This window comes from Flavobacterium faecale, assembly GCF_048320115.1.
Classification (GTDB): Bacteria; Bacteroidota; Bacteroidia; order Flavobacteriales; family Flavobacteriaceae; genus Flavobacterium; species Flavobacterium faecale_A.
This window is the reverse complement of sequence record NZ_CP182943.1, coordinates 373,490-398,180: the sequence shown is the minus strand read 5'-3', so window position 1 is coordinate 398,180 and position 24,691 is coordinate 373,490. Positions and strand designations below refer to the sequence as shown.

Sequence of the window (24,691 nt, the reverse complement as noted above, 5' to 3'; positions counted from 1 at the left end):
TGTTTTAAAAATCAAAACAGAGAGGTATTTCTCATTTTAAAATAGTCCGTGAGCTCATGGTTTTTTGAAAATAGCATGAGAACTGCTAACTATATAGTTGCTGTAGTTTTGTTTTTTTTAATCTAAGAATTTCAATTGCAAGATGAGGAAGATAGGGTTGTATAAAATGTAATTTTATTTTTTGTCCAACTTGGAATTGCATAACTGAAATTTTGTTGCAGTATCCCCAATATTTAGCCATTCTTTGATAGTTTCAATTTCTTTGTCTTTTACTATTGCATGTTTTCCTAACCCCAATAAATAGCGTACGACACTTGGCGATAAGAAAACCATATTTCTATCTTTTTCAGCTAATTGCACAAAAATATAATGGTTAAAAAAAGGTAATTCTACCTTTTTTTTCCTATCCGAACTTTATGCTGTTTTTTTAATCATTGGACAATAACACTTTACCCCAAGCTGAGTTAATTGTTCAGTGGCTGTATTTTTAACTATTTTAATGTCATTTTGAGGAGGAGATGCTGGTTTTTTGAATTTTTCTTTTGGGTTTTCACCGTATGTATTTGAATAGGAATATCCTTCACTAAATAGAATCCATAATACATAAAATGGAATTATTTGGTATCCACCATTTTTATTCAAAACCTGGCATCTTTTAGCACTTTGTAATATGCAATCAAAAAGTTTGTAAATGTTCTTGATTCTCTTTTTGTCTAATCCTCAATTTTTGAATTTGACCACTATCTTTCAGATAAACAATGGGTTAGGTGGTGATAAAAAAGGAGAAACGATTGTAAAATCATTTCTCCTGTCTAGTAGCCCTAACCGAACAAATGTCGAACCACTTTATAGAGGATTTAGAGTGTTTGGCTAAGTTTGAGAAGGTATTTTAGTTTGATATATTCGAAACTATTTTTTAATTTGTGTAGCTAGTTTTCAAGTGTTCAATACTTCAGTTTATTTGGTGTCTAAATCGATATTTAGAAAGGTTAACGTTTACTTTTCATTGTTTTTCAGATTTTCAAAGTATTCTTTTGGAGAAACGTTATATACTTTTTTAAAACATCTTGTAAAATAAGATTGCGAACTAAAACCTACTTTGTAGGTAACTTCACTGAAGCGACAATTTTCTTCAATTATTAGCTTTACAGCATATTTGATACGTATTAAGTTTACAAAATCAGTAGTAGTAAGTCCTGAAAGTGATTTTATTTTCCGATGAAGGTTACTTCTGCTAATCATTAATTCTTCTGTCAATTTATCCAAGTTAAAGTTCTCATCGGCTATGTTTTTCTCTACTACTGTTCGTACTCGATTGAGAAAGAAATTATCAAGTCCTCCAACTTCAATTGTTTTTTTAGAAATAAATTGTTTTGAAAAGTTTTCATGGATGCGTTTGCGTTGTTCTAGCAGATTTTCAATTTGTTTTAATAAAATATTTTCATCAAAAGGTTTTGTAACATAAGCATCGGCTCCTTTGTCTAATCCTACGAGTATATTCTCTGAGGATGATAAAGCTGTCAATAGAATAACAGGAATATGGCTGGTTTCAATTTGGGATTTGACAATGTTACAAAACTCAAAACCATCCATCTCAGGCATCATAATATCAGAGACAATAATATCGATGTTGTGCTCCTTTAATATATCCAGTCCTTCAATACCATTTTTAGCATATTTTACTTGATAAAAATCACTCAAATAGGAACAGATTAAAGTTCTAAAATCAGGATTGTCTTCCACAACAAGAATTTGATATGGATTTTCAGATTTTATTTCATTTTTGGATTGGATAACAGGTAATTCGTTGTCGCTAAGGTTTTTTACTTTTTGATGACTTTCAAAAAGAAATTTTTGCGCTTTTTGTTTCCTAGGCAACAAAATTATGAAACGTGAGCCTTTACCTAAAGTACTTTGCACCATAATTTCTCCATGATGGAGTAAGGTGAAATCTTTGCATACTGATAAACCTATTCCACTACCTTCCAGTTTTTGGAAATTTATATTTTCTTTTGGTTTTCCTTGTTCAAATCGATTAAAAATTTTGAACAAATCTTCATTATCAATGCCAGGACCATTATCCTCAATGGTGATTTGAATGTAATCATCGGTATGGATTTGACCATAGCTTAATTGATTGCTATAGGAGTTTGGTAGCGTATCTTTTTCTGTGTTTATAGAGACTTTTATTTGGCCATTTAAATTAGCGTATTTGAAAGCATTGGAAAGGAGATTATAAATAATGATATCAAATTTTTGTTGGTCGGCTTCAATTTCTATACTTGATAAATCGTAATCCAATACAAAATCAATTTGTTTCGATTTAATTTCGCCTAAAAAATCTTGTTGCATCTCTTTTATTAATTCAATCACGTCGATTTTAGAGATCTTTAATTTATTATCGCCTTTTTCTAATTTTCGTAAGTCAATAATTTGGTTAATTAATTCAAGTAATCGATTCGTATTACGTTTTGCAATATCTAAATTGATACGGTCTTCCTCTGAAATGTTTTTTGATTTCATTAGCTGTTTTATTGGCCAAGAAATTAATGTCAACGGCGTTCTGAATTCGTGTGAAACATTGGTAAAAAATTTCAGTTTCATTTCATGAATTTGTTCTTCATTTTCGCGTTGGCTTTTTTCAAGTAAAATAGCTCGTTTTAGTTTTATACGTTCAAAGTAAAAACGACCTGTATAATATAAAAAAGTCATAAAAATTAGTAGATATAGTAAGTAGGCAAAAGGTGTTTTGTACCAATATTGCTCTATTACAATTATCATTTTGGTGGGTGATTCATTCCAGATACCATCATTATTAGCCGCTTTTACCTCAAAAATATATTTACCAGGTTCCAGACTAGTAAACAATACCGATCCTTCGTTTTCAACTGTAATCCAATCGTTGTAATAGTTTATAAGACGATATTGGTATTTATTTTTTTTAGGCATCAAATAATTGTCCGCAAAGAAATTAATTCTGAAAGTTGTTTCATCAGGATTTAGATGAATGGGGTTAATTTCAAAATTATTAGAATAGGCAGGATATATAGATTTATTGTTTTTTAAATCTACTGTGCTAATGATGGTAGCGGTTTTTTTTGAATTTACTTTTATATTATTGGGATTAATTCTGGTAAAACCATTCGTGCCTCCAAAATACAACAGGCCATCATTGTCTTTAATTACAGCTTGTGGACTAAAAATATCTCCTTGAATACCATCAGAATAAACAAAATGACGTTTGCTTTTGTCTTTTGTGTTATATAAGAGTAATCCATTATTAGAGGTAATCCATATATTTTTGTTTGAATCTTCAAGAATGCTATAAACATTTTTTTTATCAAGAAAACCTCCTGCATCAAAATTTTTAAATTTATCAGAATTGGGATTGTAAATTAGGACACCATTATTTTTTGTTCCTATCCAAATTTCACCTGAATCATGTTGCCATAAACAGTAAATTGTATTTACTGCATTTTTGGTAGTGGATTTAGCATCCGAAATCTTTGTAATTTTACCCGTTGGTAAATGAATTCGATATAAAAAACCTTCATAAGTTCCCACCCACAAATTGGATTTTTTATCAGTAACAAATGATTGAACATCAATAGAATGCATAGGGATTCTATTTTTGTTATTTATAAAACAATGGCTAATGGTCTTTGTTTTAAAATCATAGAAATTGATTCCTCCGTGGAATGTTCCAATCCATACTCCTGAATCTACTGCATGTAAAGAATAAACGCTGTTAGAAGAAATATGTTTTCCATCATTTATTCCATAATCAAAAGATTGAAATTTAGTGGCACCTGCTGGTTTGTACCAAAGTCCTTTTCTAAAAGTACCTGCCCATATTCCTCCATATTTGTCTTTACATAGCGCTTTTATATTTTTGATTTTTTGTTTATTATCTAATGGAATAACATCAAATTTTTTAGTAATTAGGTTAAATGAATTTAATCCACCAACTTCAGTTCCAATAAGTAATTCATTGGCACTGGTTTGGAGAAAGGAACTTACGACATTGCTACTTATAGAATTATGTGAGGCGCTATGTCGGTATGTTTTAAAGTTATTATCAGAATGATGTAATAACGCTAATCCCCCTGACCAAGTGCCAAACCACAGCTCTCCCTTTTTATTCTCATAAATTTGAAAAATAGAATTGTGGGGGATGCCAGGGTAATCATCAGGATTTAGCCAAGTAAGACTTCCATGGTATTCCATGTATAAACCATCATCAGTACCAAACCACAGCCTGCCATAAGAGTCTCTTTTAATAGCTCTTACTCTTTCTGTTTTTGAAACTTCTGATGTGTTTTTGAAAGGAACTTGTTTTATAAATTTCCCTTTTAAATTATAAATTTTTGCCCCATTTTCCTCAGTACCTATCCATATTTGGTCTTTTTCAGAATACATACTGATTATTTTCACCCCACTTGAAATTATTTTTTTTAATTTATTATTGAGAGGATTGAAAAGATAGACATCTCCCTTTTGAGTACTAATCCATATTCTATTAGAGCCATCTTGATATAGTACTTCAGGTGATTTGAGTTGGTTTTTTGCTATTCGATTTAGTTTTTTATTTCCATAATCCAATATTCCAAAACTATTACTATCAATTACTAAATACCTGCCGTCAAGTAATTGTAATACTGATAAAACTCTTTCTTGAGCCATAGATCCATCTTCGTAAACATATTTGACGGGTTCAAAATTTTGTGAATCTCTTTTAAATATACATAATCCTTTGATGGTTGAAATCCATATTTGATTTTGATTATCGGAATATACCTGTTTTATTTCGTCACTGGGTAAACTGAAAGCGTCATTCGTATAAGGCATGAACCAGTCTGTTTTTTTTGAATCATATCTGATAAGTCCTTGTTGGGTTCCCATCCATAAATAGCCTAAATCATCCTGAAGGATTGATTGGATAGCATAGCGGGCAAAACCTCCGGGTGGAGACATCTCCCTGAAAATAATATTATGAGGTTGACTGTATCCCGAGTTTTGGATACAGATAGATATTAATAGGTTCAAAAATGTTAAGAATTTATTCATTGTCTTGAATAGGGATATTTGTTTTTGTAAAAATAGTAATTGTTAACAGCAGCATTTTTTCACTATTGATGTAATTATGAGACAATAGTGAAATTACGTAAAAATATTGACAATAATAGGACAATAGTGCATTTATCAGGATTGAATTAGTATTTAAGTTTGTTCAATACTAAGCTATTATAATATATAATCGAAATGAAGAAAGCACATATTATTAGTTCATTTATAATCATGGCTACTATAGTAGGTGGTTCGATAGGTATGTCAGGTAAAGATGTTCAAGAAAATCCAGTAGAGAAGAAAGAAATTTATAAAAAACGTGATAAATGGATACAATTAACTAATCCTTTGATTCCTGAAGCGGGTATGTCAGACCCACATATGTTAGTAGTTAATGATGTATGTTATGTTTTTACAGGTCATGATATAGGATTTGGTATCGGAGATTGGGTTATGCCCGATTGGCGTATTTATAAATCAAAAGATTTAAAGACATGGGAGCACGTAGGGACTATACGTCCTGAGGATAATTACATGGGGAAGGGGAATACCTCTTGCTGGGCAGGAGATATTGTAGAAAGAAATGGAAAGTATTATTGGTATTTTTCAAATCACCATGATAACGCAGGAGTTATGGTTGCCGACAAACCAGAAGGTCCTTATAAAGATGCTTTAGGCAAACCACTAGTGGATTCTTTTGACCCAACTATTTTCGTAGATGATGATAATACACCCTACATTATTTATGGTAGAACTAATTATAAAATTGCACGCCTTAAAGAGTCGATGATTGAACTCGATGAATCACCAAAAACAATTGTTATTAATAAATCAAAATATTTTCCAGAAATGGATAAAAACTCGTTGCACAAGCGCAATGGGATATACTATTTAAGCTGCTCGGGTTATTATGCTACATCTAAAAACTTATATGGCCCGTATGAAACTCAAGGAGTTGTAGGAGAGGGATGGGAGCTAGATACTCCATATGGACATGGTGATTTTTTTATATGGAAAGGCAATTGGTATCACGTATGGTGTAAATACAAAGATCGTTCAAAAGACCGTATAAGAGATTGTTATATCGCTCCTGTACTATATGGCAAAAATGGAGAAATGAGAGATGATCTTAGTCATTTAAATAATACAAATAAATTAAATACAAAACCAACTAAACAATAATAACAGGCTATTATGATTTAATCTTAGATCAATTAGAGCTGATTCAGTTATAAACCTTAACTATTAATTTTAAATACTATTTTATGAAAACAAAATTACTTTCTTTTTTTGCATTTATTGCTATTGTGTCAAGCTCAATCGGGCAAACTACACTTTTTTTTGACAACTTTGATCCAGCAATATTCCCAAATCCAGCAGCGTCAGATTTTGTGAATTTTTCCTCAAATCCAGGTACACTTTCAGATTTAGCTTCAGGTTATACCTATACTGGATATACAAGTGCTACAGGCGGTTGGAACACTGCTGGTGCTAGTGCTAGCGGTAGGAGCGTTGTTTGGAATGGTTCAACTTACAACACAACATTGAGTGTTGCAGGACAATCTACTCCTACAAACCTAAGAGGAGCATCAACGACTTCAGTATCATTGAGTAGCTTTGCATCGGGGTTTAACCCCATTTTAAAAGACAATACAGCCGCAATCACCTGGTCATTTGCTATGCGACTTACAAAATCAACATCATTTTCTATGCTCCCAGGAGCGCTTAATGTAGGAGCAGGTCACTGCGGAGGTGTTATTTTAGCTACTAATGCGGCTAATAATGTGTCTATTGCAGATCCAGCATCTATTTCTAGTGGTTATATGGTTTTAATTCATGGGGATGCTTCAAATAATGCGATTACTTTTGGACGTTTTACCAATGGGGTAAGGACTTTAACAACGACGACTCCAACCGAGAGTACTTTTACCCCCTTACTTAAGGTAGATAATGTTGTAAATTCGGCTGCAGTTTCAATTATTGTTACTTATGTTCCAAGTACTGAAACATGGACTTTAAAGGTGAGAAAAGATGGTGTGAACTCAGTATTGCTTGACCCAGAAGCTACAACAGCAACTGAATATACTAATTCAGTTCCTACTTCTATTGCAGATGCAACACATACTGGTATCACAATGACTAACATGATGATGTATTTTAACCAAGCAAATAATAATACAATGAATATTGATAATCTAAAAGTTTCAAAAGCGACTACTTTAAAAGTTGCTAAAAATGAAATTGAGGGATTAAAAGTATATCCTAACCCAGTTACTAACGGAAAATTGTCAATAAGTTCGAATACTACAACCACTAAAAAAGTAGCTATTTACAATGTTTTAGGGAAGGAAGTATTGAATCAAGAAGTAAGTTCGGATGTGGTAGATGTGTCTAATATAGCTAAAGGTGTTTATATCCTTAAAATTACAGAAGCTGGTAAAACAAGTACGGTAAAAATCGCCATAAAATAAATACTATAGTTTTAATAATTATACAAAGGCGGTAAGAAGAAGTTCTTCCGCCTTTGCATGTTATAGTTTAAATGTCTAATGAATGAACCTTGGAGTTAGTTCATACAAACGTTTACGGCAATTTACCTCTCCAGTGAAAAAATATAAATTAAATATTTATGAAAACAAAGTTCTTTTTATTAGTAGCATTAGTTACTATTACGTCCTTTTCATTCGGACAAACGACACTTTTCTTTGATAATTTTAACCCTGTTGTATTTCCAAATAATACTACAGAAAACGTAAATTTTACTTCTAATCCTGGTACACTTTCTGATTTAGCCTCGGGATATACATATACAGGTTTTACAAGTGCTTCAGGAGGTTGGAACACTGCAGGCGCTAGTGCTAGCGGTAGGAGTTGTATTTATAGTGGTAATACATTTAATACAACTTTAAGTTTTGCTGGGCAATCAACGCCCACTAATTTAAGAGGTACATTGACTACTTCTGTATCCCTAAGCAGTTTTGCTGCAGGGTTTAATCCCATATTAAAAAATAACACAGCCGAAATTACATGGTCATTTGCTATGCGTCTGACTAAATCAACACCATTTTCTTTATTACCAGGAGCACTAAATTCTGGTGCAGGTCATTGTGGTGGGGTCATTTTAGCTACTAATGCTGAGAATAATAGATCTATTGCTGACCCAACAGCTACATCAAGTGGCTATGTGGTTTTAATTCATGGTGATGGCTCAAATAACGCAGTTAGTTTTGGTCGCTTTACTTCTGGATTAAGAACCTTGACAACAACTAGTCCAACAGAGAGTACTTTTACACCTTTGCTTAAAGTTGATGATATTGTTGCTGGTGCAGCAGTTTCAATTATAGTTACTTATACTCCAAATACAAATACCTGGAGTTTGAAAGTAAGAAAAGATGGAACTAATTCTTTGTTGTTAGATCCTGAAGCAGCAACAGCAATTGCATATACAAATTCAGTTCCTGTTTCAATAGTTGATGCAACACATACGGGTATTTCTAATACTAATATGATGATGTATTTTAATCAGGCGAATAATAATACGATGAATCTAGATAATTTAAAGGTGTCAACAGCAGCTTCTTCAAATAATAGTAAAACCACCTCATTGTTGTGGGGAGAAAACGGTGAGTTATGGGATTCCCGTGGTAGAATTCCTGATTTTTCGTATGCAGGATATGGAGGAGGATATGCCGTAAAACCAGTTTTTAGTAACATTATTAATGTACTTGACCATGGAGTAATTCCTAACGATGGTCTTAGTGATGTTGCCGCTATAGACGCATTAATTAAATCGGCACCTAATAATAGTGTCATTTATTTTCCAGCCGGTAGATATGTGATTGATAATTGGCTTAAGATAGCAAGAAGCAATATTATTATCAGGGGAGCAGGTGAAGGTGTTAATGGTACGGTATTTTATATGCCCAAATCAGCTACAGATATAAATAGTAGTAATACGAATGGTTATGCAGAGGGGGACAAAGGTCATATGATAGAATTTGCAGGTGGATCTCAATCTACGATTACAACTATTACTGAAGAAGCCCTTAGAACAGATAAGGTCATTGTTGTTGCTTCTGCAAGTAATTTAAAGGTGGGAGATATTATTGAAATAAATGCTAGTGGTGGAAATTTAGTAAATGGGGAATTATGGTATGAATTTTTTAATAATCAAACCCAAGATTGGCCATTGCCACACCAATCATGGTTAAATGCCGATGGAGGTAGCATGTACCATACCATAGAAAAAATAGAGGGAAATTTAGTGACGCTTCGTGAACCACTACGACTCAATATTAAGCCTTCATGGAACATGCTTGTGCAAAAAAGAACTGGTGCATTAACCAATGTAGGTATTGAGAATCTTAGATTAGAATTTATTGAAGTGCCAAAATTAGCTCATTTAGACGAAGTGGGTTATAATGCACTTCAATTTAATAGTTGCTATAATTTTTGGAGTAAAAATATTAGCATTGTTAATAGTGATAATGGGATTCTCTTAACAAGATCAGCTTATGGAGAGATTGAAAATATAAGTATGTTAGGTAGAGAAGGACATCATGGTTTTAAAATAGCCTATAGTGCTAATAATGTCCTAAACGGTATTCATTTTAATAATGCTGCAGCTAATATTCACTCTATTACTATAATTCATAAAGCCAATGGAAATGTGGTTAGAAATGTAACTGCCGATAACACGGTAAATAACAATACGATAAGTTTAGATTTTCATAGAAACGCTCCATTTTCAAATTTATGGACTAATGTGAAATCGCCATGGTCTTTCAAAAGTTCAGGAAATTCAGGTGCAGGACCACATGCAGGAGCTCGTAATGTTTATTGGGGCTTAGTTGGAGTTTCAACAGCGATGTTTTGGGATACCGAATCGGATTGGAAAGACAATTGGGGGATTTATCAAGGTACTATTGTGTCTGGTTTAAGCACCAGTGAGAAGTTTACGGATGATAGAGAATGGTATGAGAATGTTCCCAATTTAGCTGAAAAGGATTTATATACATTACAGCAAAAATACCGTGCAGAAGTAAGTCCAGAATTGGTTTTTAATGATAATGCTTATGGAAACCGAGGTGATTGGAAAGAAAGAGATGGTTCCCGATGGAAAGTTCGAGATATTAATGGGAATAATAGATATTCTCTTTTGGTTAACAATCTTCCGCCTGTTTCCAACGGTAAATTATCTGAATATTCTGTTATCAATATTCCGCAAAGGGCTAGATATGAAGTAAAAGCAAGGGTGAAACTAATAAATGATTTAGCAACAAGAACGGAATCAGACATAGCCATAGTGACCTCCTTTAGTGATGATAAAAACTACCTATTTGCAAGGCTTAGTACAAATGCTAACAATTCTGGATTATATAGAGTAAGTAATAATAGTGTTACTAAGTTGATAGGATCAACAGCCACACTAGCCACAAATGACTATATCAATTTGGCTGTCGCAATCGATGGTAATGATATAATTTTCATCAAAGACAATATCGAAATCGCACGCGCAAATAATGTAGCTAATATTACTTTTGGAAAAGTAGGAATAGGTTCTTCTAAAAATGGTATTACTGTATTAAAATTCGAGGAAAGTGAAAATATTTTAAGTGTGAATGACAATACGATAATGGGTGTTAAGATATATCCAAATCCAGTTGATGATGAGTTTTTTGTTTCCTTACAGGATTTTCTAAACACTACAATAAGCATTTACAATATGAATGGGCAATTAGTTTATAAAACCAAAGCAAATAAAGAACTTATTAAAATTGCTACAAAAGGGCTATTTCCTTCAGGAGTTTATTTAGTAAAAGTGTCTGATCTAACGGGTAAAAGTTATACCGAAAAAATGGTTGTCAAGTAATTAGTATCATATAATGTTTTGAGAGTGGTTAGTTTTTGATGATATCTTTTAATCAGTTCGAGTGTTTTTTATTCTGTTTAGAATAAAAAACACTCGAACTGACATTTTTACTTAATCTATCGAATTTGTATCATCATTTAGTAAAATGAATTTGATGATAGTGATAAGTAATACAATGGACGATTATGAATCAAATTTTATAAAAATTTAAATAAAAAAAAGTGAGTAGCAAAGTTTTTTTACTAGCTGGAATATTAGTTCTAGTGATGTCTTGTCAAGTTAAGAAAAATAAAAAATATCCAGTGCTTAATAAAACAAGTGTGCGTTTAGAAAGTAGGTATCAGGAACTCTTAAAGTATCCTGTTGATTCTACACGAATTCCAAGAAGTTATACCAAAGTAACGAATAAAGTAAGAGGAGTAGTCTCTAAAGATTGGACGAGTGGTTTTTTTCCAGGGAATCTATGGCAGTTGTATAAAATTACAGGGAAAAAAGAGTTTTTAGATAAAGCAAAGATTTGGACTTCATTTGTTGAAAAAGAGAAGTTTAATAACGAAGACCATGATATTGGTTTTAAAGTGTATTCATGTTTTGGAACAGGGTATAAAATTACGGGTCAAGAGGATTATAAAGAGGTGATTATTCAAAGTGCTAAAACCTTGAGTACTCGATACAGTGGGAAGGTTGGGGCAATTAGATCTTGGGATTTTAACAAAAAAAAATGGGACTATCCTGTGATTATTGATAATATGATTAACCTAGAATTGCTGTTCGAAGCGTCTTTACTTACAGGGGATAGTCGATATCATGATATTGCAGTCAATCATGCCAATAAAACATTGAAAAATCATTTTAGACCAGATAATAGCGTTTATCACGTAATTGATTATAATCCTTCAAACGGTGTGGTTCGATTGAAAAATACACATCAAGGATTAAATGATTATTCGGCTTGGGCACGAGGTCAGGCATGGGCTATTTATGGCTATACAATGTGTTATAGATATACCAAAGACCAAAAGTATTTAGATCAAGCAATAGCAACGGCTCATTATTATTTAGATCATAAAAAACTGCCTAAGGATGGGATTGCATTTTGGGATTTTGATGATCCAAAAATACCTAATACACATATAGATGTTTCGGCCTCTGCTGTAGTCTGTTCCGCTTTATATGAAATTCATGGTTTTACTAAAAAGGACTATTTTCTGGATAAAGCAAATCTAATATTAAAGTCTTTAATGTCTGATAAATATGTTTTAGACTCGGCTATTAAGGCACCTTTTATTTTGGATTATAGTACCGGGAATAAACCCAAAGAGGATGAATTGGACGAACCTATAGTATATGGAGATTATTATTTTTTAGAAGCTTTGGTGAGAAGTAAAGAAGTAAAAGATTCAAAATAGAAGAATATGGCATATAAAATGAGTTTTTTATTTTACTTGGTAATCACAATTGCTTGTGCTCAAGACGTTAAAAAAGTGTTTAAAGAACTCAATAAAAATAAACGTTGGAATTTAGATTTTAATGATAATTGTAAAACAAATTGGAATCATAATTGGACTTTAGACGGACTCATCGCTACTGTTGAAAATTCCAAAAAAGGAATGCATTTTAAAGCAGGCACTGATAGCTTCGATGATGCTCATCATGCTGTTTTATGGACAAAAGAATCATTTACAGGAAATGTTAAAATTGAGTTTGATTATACTCGAACGGACACTGAAAAGAGATTCGTAAACATTCTTTATATTCAAGCTACTGGGGATGAAGAAGGAGTGTACGATAAAGATATTTCAAAATGGAAATCTTTACGTACCATTCCATCTATGCGAACTTATTTTAATAATATGAATCTATTACATATTAGTTTTGCTGCATTTAACAATAGTGGAGATGGCTCATTTTATGTACGAGCAAGAAGATACCCAACCCAAAAAAACGTAAAATTTGAAGATATGCGTATTAAACCTTCATACGATATGGATGGTTATATGAAGTCAAATCAAAAATATCATATCACCACTATCAAAACCGATAAAAGCCTTTTTTTTAAAATGGAAAGTATTGATGGTGTAAAACTATTTTACTGGGATATTTCAACTTTGCCCTCTCTTAAAGAAGGTAGAATAGGCTTGCGACACATGGCTACTCGCACTGCTATTTATAAGAATTTCAAAGTATATACCAATTAAATTTACAATGATTGGCAATTTTAAACTGCTACCATAGTGTGTGTTGAAGTAAAGCCTTTAATGATAGTAAATTTATACAAATCGAAGTCTTTTTGAAAATTTAATATAAATAGCAACTATAGTGATATTAATGATACAATAGTGCATAAACCACACATAAGTAAGCGATTATATTTGATTTTTAATTTAAGTATCTATAATAGATTAATGAATAAAAGCGTAAAGAATTACTTGTATAGTTTAGGTGTTTTTTTCACTATTGTAAATGTTTTTGTTTTTTACTAATGAAGAAATTGCAATTTTAAATGTTAATTAAGCTTAATTGGAAATAAAAAAATTAATGTAAGGCAGGTTATGTTTTAAATTGATTTTTTAGCTGCTTATTCAAATAGCAATTAGAAAAATTAAGTATAGAATTTGAATAGAATAAGTAATAAAAATGAAAAAAGCTATTTATAAAACATCAATTCAACTCTAATGAAGATTAACTATTTATTTTACTGTTTCATAGCAACGACGATGAATATTTTCGCTACTAATGTTACAGTTACATCTATTTCTCAGTTACAAATTGAGATAAATAAGGCAACCGCTGGTACTGAAATAATTGTTAAAAACGGAATCTACACCACAAACAGCCAAATATCTGTTAAAGATGTTATAGGAATAGAAAGTGAACCAATTATTATTCGTTCAGAAACAATTGGAGGTGTAACCATCAATGGAAAAGATGGATTTGTTTTACAAGGTAGTACACAATACGTGATAATAAAAGGATTTGTATTTAAGCACGAGGCATACCATAGTCTTTTTAATTCTGCATCCCATTGTACTTTTACCAGAAATGTATATGAATGCATTAAAGATTCGGAGGCAGGTGATTTAAGTTCAACTTATTTAGCAATTTCAGGTAGCAATAATGAAGTGAGTTATAATACATTTCAGAATAAGAATTTTAGAGGGCCAATGCTTTCATTACAAGGTTCAAACGGTAAAATTGCACCAAATAACTGGGTACATCATAATCACTTCAAAGATTTTACAACCAGCGACGCTGATAATGACAACACTGCCGTGCAGCCGGGTTATGGTAAGTTTGGTAATAGTAGAGCGAATATGATTATTGAACATAATTTGTTTGAAAATTTATCTGCAGATGCCGAAGGAGTATTATCTGCCAAATGCTGGGATGTTACGTTCAGATACAATACCGTAAAAAACTGCCTGCATACTTGTCTGCGCAATGGACAGGAACATAAAGTGTATGGAAATTATTTCTATAATTCTAAACTTCGTTTTTCAGACAGTAATCACAAGTTGTATAACAATGTATTTATTGGAGATAATGCTGGGATAATCCTTTTTAGCAGATTAGAAGCATCAAAACCAACAGGATACTCACATATTCGTCCTGTTAATTGCTTCATTGGGTTTAATTCTTTTATAAAAAATAGTAAAGCATTTATAAGCAATGGTGATGGTGGTTCACAAAATTTAAAAATTGTGAATAATATCTTTTACGAATGTTCTAATGCCGTAGAAGAAGCAGGAGCCAAAATGGATGGTGTTCAATTCGATGCAAATATTGTTTGGAGAGGGGATAAAGGTGATCATCCAAATGATGGATTAATTAATAAAGATCCAATGTTTGAATTTGATAGTAAAGGTATTCCAAGTATTAAGTCCAACAGTCCTGCAATTGATCATTCAAAAGGAAACTATGAGTTTGTTCTTGACGATATGGATGGACAAACTCGCTCGGGAAAGAAAGATATAGGCGCTGATGAGTTAGGGAAAGGGAATATGTCAGTTGATGTATTAACTGTAAATCAAGTGGGGCCAAATGGATGAGGTTTCTATTTTTTTATAGGGGTAATACCAAATAATAAATTCGATATTCATTCTAGTAACCTAAACGGTAGTTATTTGAGAAAGGCTATTACAAAATCAATAGTTCAACAAAATACTTACCAATCCAAAAAGTTGTTTACCGATTAAATAAAATTTTAACTAATGAAAGTTATATTACGAATTCTATCATTTTCACTTCTATTGATAAGTTTTAAGTTTTTTAGCCAAAATTTAGATAAAAACTTTAAAAACCCACCCAATTCAGTAAAACCAAAAACTTGGATGCATGCCATGAGTGGCAATATGAGTAAAGTGGGTATGACCAAAGATTTGGAGGCTATTGCCGCTGCGGGACAAGGAGGTATATTACTTTTTAATATTGCTAATAAAATTCCTTATGGAAATGTCGATTATAATTCTACTGAACATCACGACATACTTACGCATACCGCTAAAGAATGTGAACGTTTAAACTTAAGTTTTGGTGTGCACAACTGCGATGGATGGACTTCTAGTGGTGGCTCGTGGATTAAACCTGAACAAAGTATGAAAATGGTAGTTTGGAGTGAGAATATTATAGACGGAGGAACTATAAATAAGCAACTTTTACAACCTACTACTATTGAAGGCTTTTATAAGGATATTGCCGTAATTGCATATCCGGCTTTTGAATCGGAAATTATAGATGCAAATGCTAAACCTATAATTACTGCTTCAGATAAAGCATTTAATATTGGCATTGCTACTGATACTTGGAGTGAAAAATCTTCAGAATTAAAAAAAACAGGTGATTTTGATCCGTGGATTACCTTTGATTATGGGCGAGCACATAAAATAAGTTCGGTATATGTGTCTTATTTTTGGGAAGATATAGTTTCTTTTCTTGAAATATCCGATGATGGAATTAATTATACCAAAGTTAAAACCTTTAAAAAACCTACACGCATTGGTAAGAAAAAACGAGTGATAAGTGAGCAATTTGATCCTATTAGTGCAAGATATTTTCGAATTTCTTTTGAAAAAGCAATTAATATTAGAGAAATTAATTTAACACAAACACGCCCCTATAAAGATTATTTAAAGTTTAGCGGGTTAGGTTCGCCTGAAAATTATTTGGATATAGTTAAAAATTCCAAAAATGCAAATGTTATCCCCTTGTTATCCATCTTAAATTTAACGGGTTCACTTTCAAAAGATGGTATATTACAAACCAAACTTCCTAAAGGGAAATGGATGGTGATGCGTTTTGGCTACACCTCCACAGGAGCAACCAATTGGCCTGCTTCCAAATCGGGTATTGGTTTAGAATGTGATAAATTTAGTAGAGAAGCTTTTAAAATTCATTTTGATGCTTTTTCAAAAAAAGTGATTGATAATACAAAAAAGGTAGCGCCTAATGCTTTGCAATATCTTGAAATTGACAGTTATGAAATGGGAGGGCAAAATTGGACCGATAATTTTGAATCCATTTTCAAAAAAGAAAAAGGTTATGATATTATATCGAGCTTGCCCATTTTTGCAGGTCGTTATGTTGAAAATCCCGAAAGTACTAGTGCCATTTCTTATGATCTTAATGAAGTCTACTGCAATTTAGCAACCAATAATTATTTTAAATATTTTACGGAGTTATGCAATGAAAATGGAATAAAAAGTTACATAGAACCTTATGGAGAAGGTCCTTTGAGTCCTCTTGATATTTCTCAATACATTGATTTACCAATGACAGAGTTTTGGATGGGTAGAGAAAATCAAAAAAGACTAACTGGAACCATAGATGGCGCCCATATTTATGGGAAAAATATTATCTCGGCAGAAGCCTTTACAGCGACTCCAGATGTCAATTGGAAAATGTATCCAGCAATGGCCAAAATTTGGGGTGATATGGCTTGGGTTAAGGGTGTAAACGAATTTATGTTTCATCGCTATGTACACCAACCCAATACCAATGTAAAGCCAGGATTGACGATGGGAACTTGGGGTTCGCATATAGACAGAACGCAACCTTGGTGGATGAATGCAGGTTCTGCTTGGTTTCAATACATAACACGCGGTAGTTACTTATTGCGACAAGGGTATCCTGTGGCAGATGTATTAGTATTTGTTGGCGATCTACCACATAAAGATGGTTTTAAACGTAAAGAATTAAAAACTAAAATACCTAATGGCTTAAATTATGATTGTACAAATACCGATGTACTAATCAATCGTACTGTCATACAAAATAAAACACTGGTGCTACCAGAAGGAAATGCTTATAGTCATTTAGTTCTTCAAGATGTTGATTTAATGGCGCTACCAACTTTAAAAAGATTAAAAGCAATTGTTGATGCAGGTATTCCAATTGTTGGAAATAAACCAAAAAAGTTAACGGGGTATAAAAATTCTGAAAGTAATATAAAAATGTTTGAAGAATTGGTTGCTTATATATGGAGCAAGCCTAATTGTACCACTAATTTTGATTTTAATAAAGTGCAAGCAGATTTTACAATAAAAGATGAAGATATAGAATTTGAACACCGTAAATCTAAGGATGCTGATATTTACTTTTTTTATAATGAAAAAGAGGAACCTGTTAATTACGAATGTACGTTTAGAGTTGGTAATAAAATCCCAGAATTATGGAATGCAAATACAGGTGAAATTACAAAATTAGCACGTTTTAAAACAACTGATAAAGAAACAATTGTATGGCTAAATTTAAAACCATTAGAATCTGCTTTTATTGTTTTTAGAGAAAATGCCAATAATGTCATTTCTATTGTTGAAGCCAATGATACCTATGAATATCAATTGAATAATGAGAACAAAATTAGTTGTCTTGCCAATAATTCAGGAAGTTATAATCTGAAGTTAAGCAATGGGAAATCAGTTAATTTTAAAACAAAAATGAATTTAAAGCCTATTGATTTAAGTACTTCTTGGGATGTAGAATTTTTGGAGGCAAACGATTATAAAGCGAATGTCAAATTTGATAAACTGATAGATTGGAAAGACCATTCTAATGAAAATATCAAGTATTATTCTGGTGAAGCTATTTATCGAAAAGATTTTACCATTGCTAAAAAACTATCACATTCAGACAAAACAATATTGGATTTAGGAAATGTTCAAATTGCTGCCCAAGTAGTTATAAATGGTAAAAATGCTGGTGTAGTTTGGATGCCCCCCTTCACATTGGATATTAGTAAGTACGTGGTAAAAGGTATAAACACCATAGAAGTAAAAGTATTCAACCAATGGACCAATAAATTAATTGGAGATGAACGCTACCCTAAACAAGATGGTGGTTATAATTTATCAAGTTACATACCTAATGATGATAGTAAAATGCCAGATTGGTATATAAATAACCAACCCCTGCCTAAAGGACCAAGGACCACCTTTGATGCGGGTCAGTTTTATAAAAAAGGAGACGAACTTATTTCAGCTGGCCTTTTGGGACCAGTTATTATATCATTTAAACAAGAAAAAATTATTAAATAATGAAAAAAGTAATTTACTCGATTCTAGCTATAATTGCATGTAATTTTATAAATGCTCAAGTTTTACAAAAAAAAATATCCGATAAAGAATTTGCGAATCCGGCTCCAGAAAACAGACCCAAAACATGGATGCATGCTATGAGCGGCAACATGAGTAAAATTGGATTAACCAAAGATTTGGAGGGAATGGCTGATGCAGGTATTGGAGGAATTATCCTTTTCAATGTGTCTGCTTTTATTAAAGATGGGGGGAAAAATTTAATTCCCCTGAGCATATCGATAAAATAGGACATGCTGCTGCTGAATGTGAACGATTAGGTTTAAGTTTTGGTGTCCACAATTGTGATGGTTGGACCTCAAGTGGCGGACCATGGGTTACTGCCGAGCATTCAATGAAACAAATTGTACATCGCGAAATGGTAGTAAAAGGAGGAAAAATAAACTTGAAATTGCCAGAACCTACTAAACGTGGTGATTATTACAAAGATGTGGCCGTTATTGCCTATCCAGCTTTAGAATCCGAAATTGTAGAATTTGAAGTGAAACCAGAAGTAACCAGCTCAAGTTCGGATTTTAATACAGAAAAAATTATCGACGGTAAAATAGATGACCGAGTTTTGTTAAAAGCACCAAAAAATGGAATGTCATGGATTCAATGGGATTTTAAAAAACCGCATACAGTTAGGTCATTTTATTTGAATTGTGAAAAGAAAAAAGAAGATGGGATTACTAAACTTCAAATGTCTGATGATGGGATTAATTTTAAAGATGTAGTCGATTTCAAAGTGTTGCGACAAGGTAAAAAAGAATATGCCATTGATAAACACTTTGAGGCTATTACAGCTCGTTATTTCCGTTTTGTAACCGATATGGATTTTGAAATTTCAGAAATAAACCTTAGCGGCGTATATCGTTTTAATGATATGTTGGCACGTACAAGTTTATATATGCAAGAAAATCATAAACTTCCAGCTTTAGACCAAGCTCCTGAGAATATGATTATAAAGAAAGATCAAATCATCAATCTTACACAGTTTGTGGACGAAAATGGGCTACTTAAAACAAAATTACCAAAAGGAAATTGGACCATTATGCGTTTTGGTTATACCATAACAGGTGCTGTTAATAGTCCAGCATCCGACTCAGGTAGGGGTTGGGAAGTCGATAAAATGAGTAAAGCTTCTTTTAAGACATTTTTTGATGGTTATGTAAAAAATGTTATTGATGCTTCAAAGAAGGTAGCTCCTAATGCTTTGCAATACATTGAGATTGACAGTTATGAAGTGGGGGGGCAAAACTGGACTCAAGACTACGATGCCGATTTTAAAAAGTATTTTGGTTATGATATTATGCAATTTTTACCCTTATATGCAGGGCGTTATATTGATAATACCGATGCTACAGAGCGTATTCTATGGGATGTTAGAGATTTTAATAGCAAATTGATGGTCGAAAATTACTTTGATTATTTTACAGAGTTATGTCATGATAATGGCTTAATAAGTTATGTCGAGCCTTATAGTTTTAACGCAGCGTTCAACGAATTGGATGCTACTAGAAGCGTAGATATCCCAATGGGAGAATTTTGGATGCATCAAAATTATCAAACAGAAACTGCCGTGTCTGGGGCTAGAATTTATGGTAAAAATGTTGTATCTGCTGAGGCCTTTACAGCTTTGCCAGAAGTGAATTGGAAAAGTCATCCCGGTCTAATGAAAATATCTGGTGATATTGCTTGGACTCATGGCATCAACGAATTTATGTTTCATCGTTTTGCACATCAGGCCAACACAAATGTAGTACCAGGAATGACGATGGCTGGATGGGGTTCTCATATTGATAGAACACAAACCTGGTGGGACAATGCAGGGAAATCATGGTTTAAATATCTAGCTAGAGGACAGTATATGTTGAGAAAAGGAAATCCTGTTTCAGACTTACTAGTTTTTGTGGGTGATGGAACTCCTAGTTCTTCTTATAAAGCAAATTCAATTAGTCCAAAATTACCAGATTATGTAAATTTTGACAATATTAATGCGGATGCTTTGGTTAATCGAATTACAGTCAAAGGTAATAAAATGGTATTGCCAAATGGTATTTCCTATTATATGCTCAATTTAAAAAACATGAAAGAAGTAAAACTTTCTACGTTAAGAAAAATAGCTGAATTAGCTGAAAAAGGTATTATAATTACGGGTGATAAACCTGAAAAATTAGCGGGTTATAACAGTTCAGTAACAGATAAGCAGGAATTTGAAAAATTAGTAAAATTAATTTGGAGCGCACCTAATACTTTAAAAAACATCCCATGGGAAGAAATTTATAGTTCTTACAATATACCGAAAGATTTGGTTATTAAAGATGGAAAAGATATAAATTATACGCACCGTAAAACAGATGAGGAAGATATTTACTTCTTTTATAATCCCCATAAAAGCGAAAAAACATTTGAGTGTACCTTTAATGTGCCGAATAAAATTCCTGAATTATGGAATCAAATGACTGGAAAAATCACCAAAATAGCAGCCTTTAATCATAACTCAAACGGAACCACTACCGCAATAATTAAATTACCATCTGAAGGCTCTGTATTTGTGGTGTTTAGAGAATCGTCAAAAGATGTAACGAGTATCCAAACTAGTTTTGCCTTAAATAATCCATCGGTTGAAGTAACCTTGTCAGATGAAAACAAACTTGAATTTGATATTTCTAATAAGGGAACTTATGATGTGAAATTAAATAACGGAACCATACAGCGTCATTTTGTGAAAAATATTCCAGCACCTATGGCTATTTCTAAAGGGTGGAAGGTGACTTTCCCTGTTATAAAATCAGAAACAAAAACATTCCATTTTTCGGAATTAATAGACTGGACTACACATAATAATGAAGAAATAAAGCATTTTTCAGGTACTGCCATTTATGAAAGATCATTTAATTTAGATAAGGAGTCGATTGCTAAAGAGGTAAAATTAGTGCTTGATTTAGGAAAAGTAGATATTGCTGCAAAAGTTATTTTAAACGGAAAGGATTTAGGCGTGATCTGGAAAGCACCTTACCAAATAGATATTACAAATGCTGCCAAAGCTGGAGAAAATATGTTGAAAATTGAGGTGACTAATCAATGGAGTAACAGATTAATTGGTGACGAAAATTATCCAGATCTTTCGGGCTATTACGAATCAAAAACGATGCCTGACTGGTATAAAAACAATGAGCCAGCTCCATTAGGACAACGTTCGACTTTTACAACATACAATTTCTTTAAAAAAGGAGATTCATTAATACCTGCGGGTATGGTTGGGCCAGTAATTATCAAAGCATCAGTTTTAAAAAAATAAAATTTAAAGAAAGAGTTATTTAAAAAATAATTATGCAGCATTTAAAAATTTCCCTAGCTTTTATATCAGTGTTAGTTTCTAGTATTGGGTTTTCTCAAAACCCAATTTTAAAAGATATGGGTGTATCAGATCCTCATGTCAGAGTTTTTAAGGATACCATTTACTTATATTCTGGTCATGATTCCAGTCCTGATGATAAAACCTGGGTTATGAAAGACTGGCGTATTTTTTCATCCATCGATTTGTTAAATTGGAAGTTGAGAGACGTAATTAGTCCCAAACAAAATTATATGAAGGACAATAGTACTGATTGTTGGGCAAGTGACGCAGCGACTAGAAACGGAAAGTATTATTTTTATTTTTCTGATCAAAAACACGGCGTTGGTGTGATGACTTCAAAAACGCCAACTGGACCATTTATTGATTCATTGGGCAAACCACTCGTGGCACCTATGCACGATCCAACCGCATTTATAGATGATGATGCTAATAAAACGCCTTATTTGGTATATGGAGACAAAGCGGGAGGAGGATTCCATATAGCAAAAATGAATGATAACATGATGTCTTTAGCTGAAACTCCAAAACCTATTCAAATCAAGGGAGAAGCTTGGGAAAATGCTCCTGAATGGATGGATAAAAATTATATTTTTAAGCATAATGGCATTTATTATTTGAGTTGGGGTGGCGATTATAGTATTTCAAAAAATGTTTATGGTCCTTATGAAAGTGTAGGTTCTGTGGGAGAAGGCTATGAACTGGGTAAATATTCTCACGGTAGTTTTTTTAATTGGAAAGGGCAGTTTTACCATATTTGGTGTCGTTATATAAAAAATGGTTATAAATACCGTGAATCTATCATTAGTTATTGTCATATAGACGATGATGGAAAAATTGTAACCGATGTAGATTTTTTGGACAAACATTTTAACAATGGTGTGGGGCAGTATAACGCATCTTGGGACAAAATTGAAGCCGAATGGTTCTATGAAATTTCTGAAGGGATTAGTAAACAAGGAACAAAAACAAAAGGGTTCGTACTTTCAAATATTAAGGATGGGGATTATATTAAATTTGCCAATGTTACTTTTGATAGTATTTATGCAAAATTTATAGCTCGTTTAGCTCTTAATGGGAAAAAAGGATCTCTAGAAGTGAGAACTGATAGTCCAAAAGGTAACTGCATTGGTAAAGTTAGAATACCTACAAAGGACGAATCTGTAAACTTTCAAGATATTAGCTGTAAAATTGATAATGTAACGGGTAAGAGAGATATCTATATTGTATTTAAAGGTAATAAGGAGAGTGCTTTACAAATAGATTGGCTTCAATTTAAATAAAAAAAAACAATCATGAGAAACCAATTTAACTGCCGATATAATGTAGTACTACTGCTTACTTTTAGTCTGAGTATAACTCTATTTTCTTGCCATGCAAGTAAAAATAGTATTACGACACTACCAGACAATTCTTCTTTAAGCCCCAAAAACAAAAATGAAATCTTTACCATACTTGATATAGACAAGTTAAAAAAAGTTGAAAAAGAAATTGAAAAAGGTTCTGATGTATATTTTACATCTTATAATTTCTTACTAAAGGAAGCCAATGAAGCTTTAAATGAAGGGCCGTTTAGTGTTGTCAATAAAACCCAAACTCCACCAAGTGGAGATAAGCATGATTATATAAGTATAGGGATTTATTGGTGGCCTGATCCCAGCAAACTTGACGGCTTACCCTGGATACAAAAGGATGGACAAGTAAATCCTATAACTTCGGGAGATAATTTAGATTTAGAAAGAAAAAGTAATATGATCCGGAATACGTATTATTTAGGATTAGCTCATTTCTTTTCAGGAGATAAAAAATATGCTGAAAAAGCAAACGAATTGCTTAAGGTATGGTTTTTAAATCCTGAGACAAGAATGAATCCTAATTTGAATTATGCACAAGGGGTTCCCGGAAAAGCCGATGGAAGAGGTATTGGTATTATTGAATTTATTGGAATTACAGATATAATAACAACTATCGAATTGTTGGAAGCAAATAATTCGATGGATATAGTAACAAGTCAAGGATTAAGAGTTTGGTTAAAAGAGTATCTGCATTGGTTACAGCATAGTGATAACGGTATAGATGAAAGTAGGGCTATAAACAATCACGGGACTTGGTATGATGTTCAAGAGGTAGCAATACTATTGTTTCTTGATAGGATAGAAGAAGCCAAAGAAGTTTTAGAGCAAGTAAAAAATGAAAGAATAGCTATTCAAATTGAAAAAGATGGAAAACAACCATTAGAATTAAAGAGGACAAGATCTTTGCACTACAGCATTTATAACTTACAGGCATTTACTTATTTGGCTCATTTTGGACAAAAATTAAATGTTGATTTGTGGAACTTTCAGCCAACTAATGCAGGAGGCATTAAAGATGCATATAATTTCTTGTATCCTTATGCAAAGGGAGAAAAAAAATGGACATTTAAAGAGATTTCAAATTTAAATGAAGAAATTAAAAGTTTAAAAGAATTATTTTTAATGGCCACTAGTATGTTTAACAACTCAAATTATAACAATGTAGAATATAATTTAAAAAGAAATAGTAATATAACTGTCTTAACCTACCCTTAGTAATTTCTATTTTGATTAAATTTATTTTTAGCAGCCATATACCCAATTTACTTTTTTGTAGATTGGGTTTTTTATTTAAGTCATGATTTTAATTGTTTGATATAGAATAATTTAAAGTTAACGTAATTTGGGACAATAATGCTAATAATAGAACATGAGTTCATAGTTATATCCTGATGTTTAGGTTAAGTTTGGTTTTGAAGTTATTGTATTGGTGTTCAGTGTTTTATAGTTCTAATAAATATCTGTAAAC

Annotated in this window: 14 protein-coding genes; 11 read left to right on the top strand and 3 right to left on the bottom strand. The window is 32.4% G+C overall.

Going from position 1 to position 24,691, the window contains the following annotated elements; genetic code table 11:
* Window positions 1–174 precede the first annotated feature (174 nt).
* The 3 genes from ACNH59_RS01585 to ACNH59_RS01575 all read right to left on the bottom strand — a co-directional run bounded on the left by ACNH59_RS01585 (window position 175) and on the right by ACNH59_RS01575 (window position 4,974).
* Window positions 175–360: a hypothetical protein gene (locus tag ACNH59_RS01585; protein WP_418263709.1), complete on the bottom strand. Its 186-nt coding sequence runs from the start codon at window positions 358–360 to the stop codon at window positions 175–177.
* Window positions 361–414: 54 nt separating this feature from the next.
* Entirely contained in the window at window positions 415–642 is a 228-nt protein-coding gene (locus ACNH59_RS01580) for a hypothetical protein (RefSeq protein WP_418263708.1), read from the bottom strand.
* A 354-nt stretch (window positions 643–996) separates the two neighbouring features.
* Complete coding sequence (locus ACNH59_RS01575) at window positions 997–4,974, bottom strand: two-component regulator propeller domain-containing protein (RefSeq protein ID WP_418263707.1); 3,978 nt, start codon at window positions 4,972–4,974, stop codon at window positions 997–999.
* 288 nt (window positions 4,975–5,262) lie between these two features.
* Here ACNH59_RS01575 and ACNH59_RS01570 point away from each other — a divergent pair, with 288 nt between their 5' ends.
* From ACNH59_RS01570 to ACNH59_RS01520, 11 genes are all read left to right on the top strand, one after another.
* Window positions 5,263–6,249 carry a family 43 glycosylhydrolase gene (locus ACNH59_RS01570; RefSeq protein WP_418263706.1) on the top strand — a complete coding sequence of 329 codons (987 nt, stop codon included), beginning with the start codon at window positions 5,263–5,265 and terminating at the stop codon, window positions 6,247–6,249.
* 83 nt (window positions 6,250–6,332) lie between these two features.
* Window positions 6,333–7,538 (top strand): T9SS type A sorting domain-containing protein, encoded by a 1,206-nt coding sequence (locus ACNH59_RS01565; RefSeq protein WP_418263705.1) that lies wholly within the window; start codon window positions 6,333–6,335, stop codon window positions 7,536–7,538.
* 158 nt (window positions 7,539–7,696) lie between these two features.
* Entirely contained in the window at window positions 7,697–10,939 is a 3,243-nt protein-coding gene (locus ACNH59_RS01560; RefSeq protein WP_418263704.1) for a T9SS type A sorting domain-containing protein, read from the top strand.
* A 221-nt stretch (window positions 10,940–11,160) separates the two neighbouring features.
* On the top strand, window positions 11,161–12,348 hold the full coding sequence (locus ACNH59_RS01555) for a glycoside hydrolase family 88 protein (RefSeq protein WP_418263703.1): 1,188 nt from the start codon (window positions 11,161–11,163) through the stop codon (window positions 12,346–12,348).
* A gap of 6 nt (window positions 12,349–12,354) precedes the next feature.
* A complete protein-coding gene (locus ACNH59_RS01550; protein WP_418263702.1) occupies window positions 12,355–13,137 on the top strand; it encodes a DUF1961 family protein in 783 nt (260 codons plus the stop codon).
* Between the two features lie 519 nt (window positions 13,138–13,656).
* On the top strand, window positions 13,657–14,988 hold the full coding sequence (locus ACNH59_RS01545; RefSeq protein WP_418263701.1) for a chondroitinase-B domain-containing protein: 1,332 nt from the start codon (window positions 13,657–13,659) through the stop codon (window positions 14,986–14,988).
* A gap of 162 nt (window positions 14,989–15,150) precedes the next feature.
* Window positions 15,151–18,471 carry a glycosyl hydrolase gene (locus ACNH59_RS01540; RefSeq protein ID WP_418263700.1) on the top strand — a complete coding sequence of 1,107 codons (3,321 nt, stop codon included), beginning with the start codon at window positions 15,151–15,153 and terminating at the stop codon, window positions 18,469–18,471.
* Window positions 18,471–18,758, top strand: coding sequence for a glycosyl hydrolase (locus tag ACNH59_RS01535; RefSeq protein WP_418263699.1), 288 nt, complete (start codon window positions 18,471–18,473; stop codon window positions 18,756–18,758). The genes ACNH59_RS01540 and ACNH59_RS01535 overlap by 1 nt, the downstream gene beginning before the upstream one ends.
* Window positions 18,746–21,811: a glycosyl hydrolase gene (locus ACNH59_RS01530; RefSeq protein WP_418264912.1), complete on the top strand. Its 3,066-nt coding sequence runs from the start codon at window positions 18,746–18,748 to the stop codon at window positions 21,809–21,811. The genes ACNH59_RS01535 and ACNH59_RS01530 overlap by 13 nt, the downstream gene beginning before the upstream one ends.
* 32 nt (window positions 21,812–21,843) lie before the next feature.
* Complete coding sequence (locus tag ACNH59_RS01525; RefSeq protein WP_418263698.1) at window positions 21,844–23,151, top strand: family 43 glycosylhydrolase; 1,308 nt, start codon at window positions 21,844–21,846, stop codon at window positions 23,149–23,151.
* Window positions 23,152–23,163: 12 nt separating this feature from the next.
* On the top strand, window positions 23,164–24,438 hold the full coding sequence (locus ACNH59_RS01520) for an alginate lyase family protein (protein ID WP_418263697.1): 1,275 nt from the start codon (window positions 23,164–23,166) through the stop codon (window positions 24,436–24,438).
* Window positions 24,439–24,691: the final 253 nt, after the last annotated feature.

Coding starts and splice junctions, on each gene's coding strand:
- ACNH59_RS01540 (WP_418263700.1), top strand. CDS start 15,151: ATGAAAGTTATATTACGAATTCTATCATTTTCACTTCTATTGATAAGT.
- ACNH59_RS01565 (WP_418263705.1), top strand. CDS start 6,333: ATGAAAACAAAATTACTTTCTTTTTTTGCATTTATTGCTATTGTGTCA.
- ACNH59_RS01535 (WP_418263699.1), top strand. CDS start 18,471: ATGAAAAAAGTAATTTACTCGATTCTAGCTATAATTGCATGTAATTTT.
- ACNH59_RS01520 (WP_418263697.1), top strand. CDS start 23,164: ATGAGAAACCAATTTAACTGCCGATATAATGTAGTACTACTGCTTACT.
- ACNH59_RS01575 (WP_418263707.1), bottom strand. CDS start 4,974: ATGTCTCCACCCGGAGGTTTTGCCCGCTATGCTATCCAATCAATCCTT.
- ACNH59_RS01545 (WP_418263701.1), top strand. CDS start 13,657: ATGAATATTTTCGCTACTAATGTTACAGTTACATCTATTTCTCAGTTA.
- ACNH59_RS01570 (WP_418263706.1), top strand. CDS start 5,263: ATGAAGAAAGCACATATTATTAGTTCATTTATAATCATGGCTACTATA.
- ACNH59_RS01525 (WP_418263698.1), top strand. CDS start 21,844: ATGCAGCATTTAAAAATTTCCCTAGCTTTTATATCAGTGTTAGTTTCT.
- ACNH59_RS01560 (WP_418263704.1), top strand. CDS start 7,697: ATGAAAACAAAGTTCTTTTTATTAGTAGCATTAGTTACTATTACGTCC.
- ACNH59_RS01550 (WP_418263702.1), top strand. CDS start 12,355: ATGGCATATAAAATGAGTTTTTTATTTTACTTGGTAATCACAATTGCT.